Origin of the sequence: Kitasatospora fiedleri (assembly GCF_948472415.1) — a bacterium.
In the GTDB taxonomy this organism is placed as follows: Bacteria; Actinomycetota; Actinomycetes; order Streptomycetales; family Streptomycetaceae; genus Kitasatospora; species Kitasatospora fiedleri.
Map to the genome: position 1 here is coordinate 4,762,729 of NZ_OX419519.1, position 11,999 is coordinate 4,774,727.

General features: G+C 68.4%; 10 protein-coding genes. All 10 read left to right on the plus strand.

All coding sequences use genetic code 11. From position 1 onward, the window contains the following. Positions 1–330 precede the first annotated feature (330 nt). The 10 genes from QMQ26_RS22030 (at position 331) to QMQ26_RS22075 (ending at position 11,987) form a co-directional block, all read left to right on the plus strand. Entirely contained in the window at positions 331–1,959 is a 1,629-nt protein-coding gene (locus QMQ26_RS22030) for a peptide ABC transporter substrate-binding protein (protein ID WP_100836512.1), read from the plus strand. 140 nt (positions 1,960–2,099) lie between these two features. Continuing rightward, on the plus strand, positions 2,100–3,026 hold the full coding sequence (locus QMQ26_RS22035; protein WP_282202448.1) for an ABC transporter permease: 927 nt from the start codon (positions 2,100–2,102) through the stop codon (positions 3,024–3,026). Further along, a complete protein-coding gene (locus QMQ26_RS22040) occupies positions 3,019–3,969 on the plus strand; it encodes an ABC transporter permease (RefSeq protein WP_282202449.1) in 951 nt (316 codons plus the stop codon). The genes QMQ26_RS22035 and QMQ26_RS22040 overlap by 8 nt, the downstream gene beginning before the upstream one ends. 17 nt (positions 3,970–3,986) lie before the next feature. After that, positions 3,987–5,039: an ABC transporter ATP-binding protein gene (locus QMQ26_RS22045; protein WP_282202450.1), complete on the plus strand. Its 1,053-nt coding sequence runs from the start codon at positions 3,987–3,989 to the stop codon at positions 5,037–5,039. Further along, positions 5,032–6,051: an ABC transporter ATP-binding protein gene (locus tag QMQ26_RS22050; protein ID WP_100836508.1), complete on the plus strand. Its 1,020-nt coding sequence runs from the start codon at positions 5,032–5,034 to the stop codon at positions 6,049–6,051. Before QMQ26_RS22045 ends, QMQ26_RS22050 begins: the two co-directional genes overlap by 8 nt. 151 nt (positions 6,052–6,202) lie before the next feature. Further along, complete coding sequence (locus QMQ26_RS22055; RefSeq protein WP_282202451.1) at positions 6,203–7,828, plus strand: peptide ABC transporter substrate-binding protein; 1,626 nt, start codon at positions 6,203–6,205, stop codon at positions 7,826–7,828. Positions 7,829–7,910: 82 nt separating this feature from the next. Further along, the gene (locus tag QMQ26_RS22060) at positions 7,911–8,837 is read left to right on the plus strand and encodes an ABC transporter permease (RefSeq protein ID WP_100836506.1); all 927 of its coding nucleotides are present in this window, start codon (positions 7,911–7,913) and stop codon (positions 8,835–8,837) included. Continuing rightward, positions 8,830–9,843, plus strand: a complete 1,014-nt coding sequence (locus QMQ26_RS22065) for an ABC transporter permease (protein WP_282202452.1) — start codon at positions 8,830–8,832, stop codon at positions 9,841–9,843. Before QMQ26_RS22060 ends, QMQ26_RS22065 begins: the two co-directional genes overlap by 8 nt. Positions 9,844–9,859: 16 nt before the next feature. Continuing rightward, positions 9,860–10,912, plus strand: coding sequence for an ABC transporter ATP-binding protein (locus QMQ26_RS22070; RefSeq protein ID WP_282202453.1), 1,053 nt, complete (start codon positions 9,860–9,862; stop codon positions 10,910–10,912). After that, positions 10,902–11,987, plus strand: coding sequence for an ABC transporter ATP-binding protein (locus QMQ26_RS22075; protein ID WP_404813935.1), 1,086 nt, complete (start codon positions 10,902–10,904; stop codon positions 11,985–11,987). The genes QMQ26_RS22070 and QMQ26_RS22075 overlap by 11 nt, the downstream gene beginning before the upstream one ends. Positions 11,988–11,999: the final 12 nt, after the last annotated feature.

Sequence of the window (11,999 nt, forward strand, 5' to 3'; positions counted from 1 at the left end):
GCCGACCGGCCGGCGTCCTCGCGGACGCCGGCCGGTCGCGTTTTCCGTGACGTTCCGTCACCGGACCCCGGACGCGGAACGTTCGTTAATCGGACGTCACGGATCGTCATCCGAGACAACTGTCCGTTTCGCCCGTGTCTGGGTATGTCTGCAATGTCCGTTTTCCGGGATTCATCCGGCGTTCATGTGACCAAATTGAAATCCGTATTGGTCATTTCCGTATCCGTGAGTGACCGATAGTGGGTGCAGTCGAGCTCGGGTCGAGGCTCCTGCGCAGGGGTGCGCGCCAGGCCGCGAGTGATCTGCAACACGATTTCAGGAGGCACACCCATGCGCGGTGCCAACCAGGCCAAGTGGGTTGTCGCAGCCGTCGCGGTCGCCCTCGCCGCCACCGCTTGCGGCAGCGGCAGCTCTTCGAGCGGCTCCACCGGGGCGTCCAACGCCCAGGGCACGTTCAGCTACCAGAGCACCGAGCCGCAGAACCCGCTCCAGCCGGCGAACGCCATGGAGGTCGGCGGCGGCCGCATCATCAAGACCCTGTTCAAGGGTCTGGTCGACTACGACCCCACCAGCGGTGAGCTCCGCAACCAGGTCGCCGACAAGATCGAGACCACCGACGCCCAGAACTACACCGTCACCCTGAAGTCGGGCTGGACCTTCCACGACGGCACCCCGGTGACCGCCAAGTCCTTCGTGGACGCCTGGAACTGGTCCGCCAACACCAAGAACAAGCAGATCAACTCGGACTGGTTCTCGGACATCCAGGGCTACGCGGACGTCCACCCGGACGAGGGCGACCCGAAGGCCGACACCATGTCCGGCCTGAAGGTCGTGGACGACACGCACTTCACCATCGCGCTGAACGGCCCGGTCTCGTACTTCGAGTACAAGCTCGGCTACACCGCCTTCTCGCCGCTGCCCGAGGTCTTCTTCACCGACCCGGCGAAGTACGGCCAGGCCCCGATCGGCAACGGCCCCTACAAGTTCGTCTCGTGGGAGCACAACAAGGCCGTCACCGTCGCCGCCTACGACAAGTACGCGGGCGTCGACAAGCCGAAGAACGGCGGCATCGTCTTCAAGAACTACGCCCAGGCCGAGGGCGCCTACAAGGACCTGGTCTCCGACAACCTGGACGTGCTGGACCAGGTCGACCCGAGCGACCTGGCCTCGTACAAGACCGACCTGGGCGACCGCGCCGTCGACCAGGCCCAGGGCGCCATCCAGTCGATCTCCTTCTCGCTGTACGCGGACGACTGGAAGCCGGAGAACCTGGCCAAGGTCCGCCAGGGCCTGTCGATGGCGATCGACCGCGACACCATCACCAAGACGGTGCTCAACGGCTCGCGCCAGCCCGCCAACTCCTGGGTCGCCCCGGGCGCCATGGGCTACAAGGACAACACCTGCGGCGAGTACTGCACGTACAACCCGGAGAAGGCCAAGCAGCTGATCACCGAGGGCGGCGGCGTCCCCGGCAACAAGATCACCGTGCTGTACAACGCCGACGGCGGCCACAAGGAGTGGGTGGACGCGGTCTGCAACTCCATCCGCCAGGCCACCGGCGTGGAGTGCACCGGCGACGCCAAGCCGGACTTCAAGACCTCCCGCGACCTGATCAAGAACAAGAAGGTCGACGGTCTGATGCGCACCGGCTGGGTGCAGGACTACCCGCTGAACGCCAACTACCTGCGCGACGTCTACGGCACCGGCGCCGCGGCCAACGACGCCGGCTACTCCAGCCCGGAGTTCGACAAGCTGGCCGCCGAGGCGGACAAGGCCACCTCGGTCAAGGAGACCGCGGACCTGTACCAGAAGGCCGAGGAGCAGCTGGCCAAGGACATGCCGGCCATCCCGCTCTGGTACTACAAGACCACCGCCGGTTACTCGAAGAACGTGCAGAACGTGAAGTACGACTCCTTCGGCGACCCGGTCTTCACCCAGGTCGAGGTCAAGCAGAAGTAACCGAGCCGGCACCGCGCGGCTCGAACAGACACGGCCGGTGCCGTGCCCCGCCCCACCGGGCGGCCCGGCACCGGCCGTTGTCACGTCCAGAACTCTGACACCGGGACGACAGCCCGTCAGAGCAGTCAATTGGAGGCACGATGGGGCGCTACGTCGCGAGGCGACTGCTCCAGATGATCCCGGTGTTCCTGGGCACGGTCACCATCATCTTCTTCATGACCCGTCTGCTGCCCGGCGACCCCGCGGCGGCGATGTGGGGCGACAAGGCCGCCGACCCGGCCCAGCTCGCCGCGTTCAAGCACGACATGGGACTCGACGTCTCCAAGTGGCAGCAGTACCTCAACTACATGGGGAACCTGCTCACCGGCAACTTCGGCACGGCCATGAACGGCCGCAAGGTCATCGACCTGATCGGCGAGGCCCTCCCGGTCACCGTCCGACTGGCGCTGCTGGCCTTCGTCTTCGAGCTGGTCGTCGGCATCGGCATCGGCCTGTTCGCCGGCCTGCGCCGGGGCAAGGCGTTCGACAAGTCGACCCTGGTCCTGACCCTGCTGCTGATCTCCGTCCCCGTCCCGGTGCTCGGCTTCGTCTTCCAGACCGTCTTCGGCATCCAGCTCGGCTGGGTCACCCCGACGGTGCAGAGCAGCACCGACCTGAGCCAGCTGATCCTGCCCGCCGTCGTGCTGGGCTCGATCTCGCTCGCGTACGTCGCCCGCCTGACCCGGACCTCCATCGCGGAGAACCTGAAGGCCGACTACATGCGCACCGCCGTCGCCAAGGGCCTGCCCCGGCGCAAGGTGATCGGCACCCACCTGCTGCGCAACTCGATGATCCCGGTGGTCACCTTCCTGGGCACCGACCTGGGCGCCCTGATGGGCGGCGCGATCGTCACCGAGGGCATCTTCAACGTCCAGGGCGTCGGCCACGCGCTCTACCAGGCCATCAACCGCAACGAGGGCGCGACCGTCTCCGGCTTCGTCGTGGTGCTGGTGCTGGTCTACCTGGTTGCCAGCCTGCTCGTCGACCTGCTCTACGCGGTCCTGGACCCGAGGATCCGGTATGCCTGACCTGATCACGAAGAACGCCCCCGCCGGGGACGGCGAGACCCCCGCCGAGCGGGTCGCCGTCCCGATGCCCAAGACCGAGAAGCCGCGCAGCCTCGGCCTGGACGCCTGGCACGACCTGCGCAAGCGCCCGGTCTTCATCATCTCGGCCGCGCTGATCGTCCTGCTGGTGCTGTTCGCGATCTTCCCCAGCCTGTTCACCTCGGTGGACCCGCGGGCCGGCGACCTGCGCCACCACTACCTGACCAAGCCGCAGTACCTGCACTTCTTCCAGGCCGACTGGTTCGGCTACGACGGCCAGGGCCGCTCCATCTACGCCCGGGTGATCTACGGCGCCCGCGCCTCGGTGGTCGTCGGCATCTGCGTCACCACCGGCGTCACCGTCCTGGGCGGCCTGCTGGGCATGGTGGCCGGCTACTACGGCGGCTGGGTCGACACCATCGTCTCCCGCTTCACCGACATGGTCTTCGGCATCCCGCTGCTGCTCGGCGCGCTGGTCATGCTGAACGCCTTCTCGGTCCGCACGGTCTGGTCGGTGGTCTTCGCCCTGGTGGTGCTCGGCTGGACGCAGATGACCCGCGTGATGCGCGGCTCGGTGATCACCGTCAAGCAGTCCGACTACGTGACCGCGGCCAAGGCGCTCGGCGCCGGCACCGGCCGGATCATGTTCAAGCACATCCTGCCGAACGCGATCGCCCCGGTGATCGTGGTGGCGACCATCGCGCTGGGCGGCTACATCGCCACCGAGGCCACGCTGAGCTTCCTCGGCATCGGCCTCCAGGACCCGACCATCTCCTGGGGCATCGACATCAACTCGGCCCAGAAGGTGATCCGGCAGGCGCCGTTCGCGCTGTTCTTCCCGGCCGGCATGCTCAGCCTCACCGTGCTGGCGTTCATCATGCTCGGCGACGCGGTGCGCGACGCCCTCGACCCGAAGCTGCGTTGAGAGAGGCGGCCCGCATCATGACCACCGCACGTGAGAAGACCACTGCCGTGAAGGACCGTCCGGCCCCCGGCACCCCGCTGCTCGAAGTCCGCGACCTGCACGTCGAGTTCAAGACCCGGGACGGCGTCGCCAAGGCCGTCAACGGCGTCAACTACTCGGTCGCGGCCGGCGAGACGCTGGCCGTGCTGGGCGAGTCCGGCTCCGGCAAGTCCGTCACCGCGCAGACCATCATGGGCATCCTCGACATGCCGCCCGGCCGGGTCACCGCCGGCGAGATCCTGTTCCGCGGCCGGGACATGCTCAAGATGTCCCACGAGGAGCGCCGGAAGATCCGCGGCCGGAAGATCGCGATGATCTTCCAGGACGCGCTCTCCTCGCTCAACCCGGTGCTCTCCGTCGGCTACCAGCTCGGCGAGATGTTCCGGGTGCACGAGGGCGCCTCCAAGAAGGAGGCCAAGGCCAAGGCCATCGAGCTGATGGACCGGGTCCGCATCCCCGCCGCCGCCCAGCGGGTGGGCGACTTCCCGCACCAGTTCTCCGGCGGCATGCGCCAGCGCATCATGATCGCGATGGCGCTGGCCCTGGAACCGGACCTGATCATCGCCGACGAGCCGACCACCGCGCTGGACGTCACCGTCCAGGCCCAGGTGATGGACCTGCTCGCCGAGCTCCAGGCCGAGTACCACATGGGCCTGATCCTGATCACCCACGACCTCGGCGTGGTCGCCGACGTCGCGGACAAGATCGCCGTCATGTACGCCGGCCGGATCGTCGAGACCGCCCCCGTGCACGACCTGTACGCCAACCCCGCCCACCCCTACACCGAGGGCCTGCTCCGGTCGATCCCGCGACTGGACCAGAAGGGCGAGGAGCTGTACGCGATCAAGGGCCTGCCGCCCAACCTCTACAAGGTCCCGGCCGGCTGCGCGTTCAACCCGCGCTGCGACAAGGCCGTCGACCTGTGCCGTACCGAGGTCCCCGCCCTGCACCAGGTCACCGACCGGGACGGCGCGGAGCTCGCCGGGCGCAAGAGCGCCTGCCACCTCTGGAAGGAGACCCTCCATGGCTGAGCAGCCCATCCTGGAGGTCCGCGACCTGGTCAAGCACTACCCGCTGACCCAGGGCATCCTGTTCAAGAAGCAGGTCGGCGCGGTCAAGGCCGTCGACGGCATCTCCTTCAGCCTGAACAAGGGCGAGACGCTCGGCATCGTCGGCGAGTCCGGCTGCGGCAAGTCCACCCTCGCCAAGGTCCTGATGAACCTGGAGCGGGCCACCGCCGGCCAGGTGCTCTACAAGGGCGAGGACATCTCCCGGCTCTCCGGCGCCGCGCTCAAGGCGGTGCGCCGCAACATCCAGATGGTCTTCCAGGACCCGTACACCTCGCTGAACCCGCGGATGACGGTCGGCGACATCATCGGCGAGCCGTACGAGATCCACCCCGAGGTGGCGCCCAAGGGCGACCGCCGCAAGGCGGTGCAGGACCTGCTGGACGTGGTCGGGCTCAACCCCGAGTACATCAACCGGTACCCGCACCAGTTCTCCGGCGGCCAGCGCCAGCGCATCGGCATCGCCCGCGGCCTGGCGCTCAAGCCGGAGATCATCATCTGCGACGAGCCGGTCTCCGCGCTGGACGTCTCGGTGCAGGCCCAGGTGATCAACCTGCTGGAGCAGCTCCAGCAGGACTTCGAGCTCTCCTACATGTTCATCGCGCACGACCTCTCCATCGTCCGGCACATCTCCGACCGGGTCGGCGTGATGTACCTCGGCAAGATGGTCGAGATCGGCACCGACCTGGAGATCTACGACCACGCCACCCACCCGTACACCCAGGCGCTGCTCTCCGCGGTGCCGGTGCCGGACCCGGCGGACCGCGAGAACCGCGAGCGGATCATCCTCTCCGGGGACATCCCCTCCCCGGCCAACCCGCCCTCCGGGTGCCGGTTCCGCACCCGCTGCTGGAAGGCGGAGGAGCGCTGCGCCACCGAGGTCCCGCTGCTCGCCGTCCCGGAGCTGCCGGCCCCCGGCGCCCGGCACGAGTCGGCCTGCCACTTCGCGTCGGAGCGCGAGACCGCCGCGGCGTGAGCCGGACGCGGCCGCGGACGGGGGCACCGGGAGACACTCCCGGTGCCCCCGTCGCGTTCCTCCCCCGTCCGGCCCTACTGCGGTCGCGTCGCCGCGGCCCGGCCCTTCTCATGAGGTGAGATGCGTCTTACCCCCCTGAGGAGGAAGCTCCATGCCTGCAGGCACCCGCGTGCGCTGGGCCCTGGTCAGTGCGACGTCCGTGGCCCTGGTGGCCACGGGCTGTGGCAGTAGTGGCAGCGGCTCCGGCAGCGGTTCGTCCGACACCAGCAAGACGTTCACGTACCAGAGCAGCGAGCCGCAGAACCCGCTGCAGCCGGCCAACGCCAACGAGACCGGCGGCGGACGCATCGTGCAGAACCTGTTCAAGGGCCTGGCCGACTACGACCCGTCCAACGGCAAGCTGCGGATGCAGGTCGCCGACTCGATCGACACCAGCGACTCGCAGACCTACAACGTGACGCTCAAGTCGGGCTGGACCTTCCACGACGGGACGCCGGTGACCGCGAAGAGCTTCGTGGACGCCTGGAACTGGGCGGCGAACACCGGCAACAACCAGATCAACAGCTCCTGGTTCGGGGACATCGAGGGATACAAGGACGTCCACCCGGACAGCGGCTCGCCGACCACCGACAAGATGTCCGGCCTGACCGTCCAGGACGACACCCACTTCACCATCAAGCTCTCCAACAAGGTCTCGTACTTCCCGTACAAGCTGGGGTACGTGGCCTTCTCGCCGCTCCCGGAGGGGTTCTTCAAGGACCCGGCGGGCTACGGGCAGAAGCCGGTGGGCAACGGCCCCTACGAGTTCGTCAGCTGGGACCACAACTCGCAGGTGGTCACCAAGACCTTCGCCAACTACCAGGGCGTGGACAAGCCGAAGAACGGCGGCGTCGTCTTCAAGATGTACACCACCGCCGAGGCCGCCTACGCGGACCTGCAGTCGAACAACCTGGACGTGATGGACCAGGTGCCGCCGTCGGCGCTGGCGAACTACAAGAACGACCTCGGCGACCGGGCGATCGACTCCCCGCAGGGCGCGATCCAGAACATCGGCTTCACCCTCTACCAGGCCGACTGGCAGGGCCAGGACAAGGCCAAGGTCCGGCAGGGCCTGTCGATGGCGATCGACCGGGACACCATCACCAAGACGGTGCTCCAGGGCTCGCGCAAGTCGGCCACCGCCTGGGTCGCCGAGGGCGTCGAGGGCTACAAGTCCGGTACCTGCGGGGACTACTGCACGTACAACCCGGACAAGGCGAAGCAGATGATCACCGAGGGCGGCGGTGTCCCGGGCAACGCCGTCAAGATCACGTACAACGCGGACGGCGGCCACAAGGAGTGGGTGGACGCGGTCTGCAACTCGATCCGGCAGGCGACCGGGGTGGACTGCAGCGGCGACCCGAAGACCGACTTCAAGACCGCCCGCGCGGCGATCACCGGGCACCAGATCAACGGCCTGTTCCGCACCGGCTGGGTGCAGGACTACCCGCTGAACGCCAACTTCCTGGCCGACGTCTACAAGACCGGCGCCGCCTCCAACGACTTCGGCTACTCCAGCCCGGAGTTCGACAAGCTCGCCAACGAGGCCGACCAGGCCGCCTCGATCCAGGACACCGCGACCGGCTACCAGAAGGCCGAGGAGCAGCTGGCGATCGACATGCCGGCCATCCCGCTCTGGTACTACCGGACCAACTCCGGCTACTCCACCAACGTCAAGAACGTCACGTTCGACTCCTTCGGCAACCCGGCCTGGACCCAGGTCGAGGTCAAGGGCTGACCGTGCCCGGCACCGGCCCCGCCCTCCCCGCACGGGGGGCGGGGCTCCGGTACTACGTCACCCCTTCGGAGGGAGGGCTCCCATGGGCCACTACGTGCTACGCCGCGTGCTCCAGATGATCCCGGTGTTCTTCGGGGCCACGCTGCTGATCTTCCTGATGGTGTACAGCCTGCCCGGCGACCCGATCGCCGCGATGTTCGGAGACAAGGCGGCCGACCCGGCGACCGTGGCCAACCTGCGGCACCAGTACTACCTCGACCAGCCGCTGTGGAAGCAGTACCTGCACTACATGGGCAACATCTTCCGCCTGGACTTCGGCACCAGCTTCACCGGCCGCCCGGTCTCCGAGATCATGGCGGACGCCTTCCCGGTCACCATCCGGCTGGCCCTGGTCGCCTTCTTCTTCGAGATCGTGATCGGCCTGCCGCTCGGTCTGCTGGCCGGCCTCAAGCGCGGCAGCATCGCGGACTCCCTGGTGCTGGTGCTGACCCTGGTGGTCATCTCGATCCCGGTCTTCGTGCTCGGCAACATCGCCCAGACGGTCTTCGCGATCAACCTCGGCTGGGTGACGGCGACCGTCCAGGACTCCAAGGACATCAGCCAGTTGATCCTGCCCGGCCTGGTGCTGGCCTCCCTGTCGCTGGCGTACGTCGCCCGGCTCACCCGCACCTCGATCGGCGAGAACCTGCGCGCCGACTACATCCGCACCGCGGTGGCCAAGGGTCTGCCGCGGCGCACCATCATCGGGCGGCACCTGCTGCGCAACTCGCTGATCCCGGTGGTGACCTTCCTGGGCACCGACCTGGGCGCGCTGATGGGCGGAGCGATCGTCACCGAGGGCATCTTCAACATCGCCGGCGTGGGCAACGTCCTCTACAAGGCGATCAACCAGAAGGAAGGCCCGACGGTGGTCGGCATCGTCACCGTGCTGGTGCTGGTCTACCTGGTCGCCAGCCTGATCGTCGACCTGCTCTACGCCGTCCTGGACCCGAGGATCCGCTATGCCTGAGCGCAACGAGGACATCCCCGACGACCACGACCCGCTGCGCAACATCCAGCCGACCGACAGCGACCACCTGGACTACGTCGGCCAGCAGGGCCTGGCGGTCGAGCAGGAGACGCTGATCGAGCCCGACCCGGCCAAGCGGGAGCAGGCGCGCAGCCTGTGGGGCGATGCCTGGCGGGACCTGCGGCGCCGGCCGGTCTTCCTGATCTCGGCGGTGCTGATCCTGCTGCTGGTGCTGGTCGCGATCTTCCCCGGGCTGTTCACCGACACCGACCCGCGGGCCGCCGACCTGACCAAGGACTACCTGCGCAAGCCCGACTACACCGACTTCTTCGGGGCCGGCTGGTTCGGCTACGACGGCCAGGGCCGCTCGATCTACGCCCGGGTGGTCTACGGGGCGCGAGCCTCGATCACGGTCGGCATCTGCGTCACCCTGGCGGTGACCCTGCTCGGCGGGCTGGTCGGCATGGTGGCCGGCTACTTCGGCGGCTGGGTCGACGCCGTGCTCTCCCGGCTCACCGACATCTTCTTCGGCATCCCGCTGCTGCTCGGCGCCCTGGTGCTGCTGAACGCGTTCGCCACCCGCACCGTCTGGTCGGTGGTGGTCGCGCTGGTCTTCCTCGGCTGGACACAGCTGGCCCGCGTGATGCGCGGCTCGGTGATCACCGTCAAGCAGTCCGACTACGTGGTCGCCGGGCGGGCACTGGGCGCCGGCACCCGGCGGCTGATGCTCCGGCACATCCTGCCGAACGCGATCGCCCCGGTGATCGTGGTCGCGACCATCGCGCTGGGCGGCTACATCACCGCGGAGGCCACGCTGAGCTTCCTCGGCATCGGCCTCCAGGATCCGACGATCTCCTGGGGCGTGGACATCTCGTCCGCGCAGCGGGTGATCCGCCAGGCGCCGTTCGCCCTGTTCTTCCCGGCCGCCGCGCTCTCCGTCACCGTGCTGGCCTTCATCATGCTGGGCGACGCGGTGCGCGACGCCCTCGATCCGAAGCTGCGCTGAGCGAGGGGAAAGGCACATGAGCACCGTTGCCGACCGGGCCCGACCGGCCCGTGAGGAGCCCTTCGCCGGGCCGCTGCTGGACGTGCGGGACCTGCACGTCGAGTTCAAGACCCGGGACGGCGTCGCCAAGGCCGTCAACGGCGTCAACTACACCGTCAGCGCGGGCGAGACGCTGGCCGTGCTGGGCGAGTCCGGCTCCGGCAAGTCCGTCACCGCGCAGGCCATCATGGGCATCCTCGACATGCCGCCGGCCCGCATCCCCAAGGGGGAGATCCTGTTCCGCGGCCGGGACATGCTGACCATGCCGAAGGACGAGCGCCGCAAGATCCGCGGGCAGAAGATCGCGATGATCTTCCAGGACGCGCTCTCCTCGCTCAACCCGGTGCTCACGGTCGGCTACCAACTCGGCGAGATGTACCGCAAGCACCGCGGCGACAGCCGCAAGGACGCCAAGGCCAAGGCCGTCGAGCTGATGGACCGGGTCCGCATCCCCGCCGCCAAGGAGCGGGTCAACGACTACCCGCACCAGTTCTCCGGCGGCATGCGCCAGCGCATCATGATCGCGATGGCGCTGGCCCTGGAGCCCGACCTGATCATCGCCGACGAGCCGACCACCGCGCTGGACGTCACCGTCCAGGCCCAGGTGATGGACCTGCTCGCCGAGCTCCAGGCCGAGTACCACATGGGCCTGATCCTGATCACCCACGACCTCGGCGTGGTCGCCGACGTCGCGGACAAGATCGCCGTCATGTACGCCGGCCGGATCGTCGAGACCGCCCCCGTGCACGAGCTCTACGCCCGGCCCGCCCACCCCTACACCCGGGGGCTGCTGGACTCCATCCCGCGGCTCGACCAGAAGGGCCAGGAGCTCTTCGCGATCAAGGGCCTGCCGCCCAACCTGCTGCGCATCCCGCCGGGCTGCGCCTTCAACCCGCGCTGCCCGCGGGCGCAGGACGTCTGCCGGCAGGAGGTGCCGCCACTGGCCCAGGTGACCGAGGACGACGGGACGCCGCTGGCCGGACGGCGCAGCGCGTGCTTCTTCTGGAAGGAGACCCTCCGTGACGGTTAACGGTGCCACCCCGCTCGGGGCGACCACCCCCGAGGAGGTCGCGTTCACCCAGGACGTGCCGCGCGGCGAACCCATCCTGGAGGTCCGCGACCTGCGCAAGCACTTCCCGCTCACCAGGGGCGTCCTGTTCAGGAAGCAGGTCGGCGCGGTCAAGGCCGTCGACGGCGTCTCCTTCGACCTGATGCAGGGTGAGACGCTCGGCATCGTCGGTGAGTCCGGCTGCGGCAAGTCGACGCTCGCCAAGGTCCTGATGAACCTGGAGCCCGCCACCTCCGGCTCGGTGAAGTACAAGGGCGAGGAGATCTCGCACCTGTCGGGTTCGGCGCTCAAGGCGGTGCGCCGCAACATCCAGATGGTCTTCCAGGACCCGTACACCTCGCTGAACCCGCGGATGACGGTCGGCGACATCATCGGCGAGCCGTACGAGATCCACCCCGAGGTGGCGCCCAAGGGCGACCGGCGCAAGGCGGTGCAGGACCTGCTGGACGTGGTGGGCCTGAACCCGGAGTACATCAACCGGTACCCGCACCAGTTCTCCGGCGGCCAGCGCCAGCGCATCGGCATCGCCCGCGGCCTGGCGCTCAAGCCGGAGATCATCATCTGCGACGAGCCGGTCTCCGCGCTGGACGTCTCGGTGCAGGCCCAGGTGATCAACCTGCTGGAGCAGTTGCAGAGCGAGTTCAACCTGTCGTACATGTTCATCGCGCACGACCTCTCGATCGTCCGGCACATCTCGGACCGGGTCGGCGTGATGTACCTCGGGCGGATGGTCGAGATCGGCACCGACCTGGAGATCTACGACCACGCCACCCACCCGTACACCCAGGCGCTGCTCTCCGCGGTGCCGGTGCCCGACCCGACCGCGCGGGAGCACCGGGACCGGATCGTGCTGACCGGCGACGTGCCCTCCCCGGCCGACCCGCCCTCCGGCTGCCGGTTCCGCACCCGGTGCTGGAAGGCCCAGGAGAAGTGCGTCCGGGAGGACCCGGCGCTGACCGTGCGGGACTGGCTGGAGGGGCGGGCCCGGCACGACTCGGCCTGCCACTTCGCCGGCGAGCGGGACAACCTGATCTGACCCCGGCCCGGA

Coding starts and splice junctions, on each gene's coding strand:
- QMQ26_RS22030 (WP_100836512.1), top strand. CDS start 331: ATGCGCGGTGCCAACCAGGCCAAGTGGGTTGTCGCAGCCGTCGCGGTC.
- QMQ26_RS22035 (WP_282202448.1), top strand. CDS start 2,100: ATGGGGCGCTACGTCGCGAGGCGACTGCTCCAGATGATCCCGGTGTTC.
- QMQ26_RS22040 (WP_282202449.1), top strand. CDS start 3,019: ATGCCTGACCTGATCACGAAGAACGCCCCCGCCGGGGACGGCGAGACC.
- QMQ26_RS22045 (WP_282202450.1), top strand. CDS start 3,987: ATGACCACCGCACGTGAGAAGACCACTGCCGTGAAGGACCGTCCGGCC.
- QMQ26_RS22050 (WP_100836508.1), top strand. CDS start 5,032: ATGGCTGAGCAGCCCATCCTGGAGGTCCGCGACCTGGTCAAGCACTAC.
- QMQ26_RS22055 (WP_282202451.1), top strand. CDS start 6,203: ATGCCTGCAGGCACCCGCGTGCGCTGGGCCCTGGTCAGTGCGACGTCC.
- QMQ26_RS22060 (WP_100836506.1), top strand. CDS start 7,911: ATGGGCCACTACGTGCTACGCCGCGTGCTCCAGATGATCCCGGTGTTC.
- QMQ26_RS22065 (WP_282202452.1), top strand. CDS start 8,830: ATGCCTGAGCGCAACGAGGACATCCCCGACGACCACGACCCGCTGCGC.
- QMQ26_RS22070 (WP_282202453.1), top strand. CDS start 9,860: ATGAGCACCGTTGCCGACCGGGCCCGACCGGCCCGTGAGGAGCCCTTC.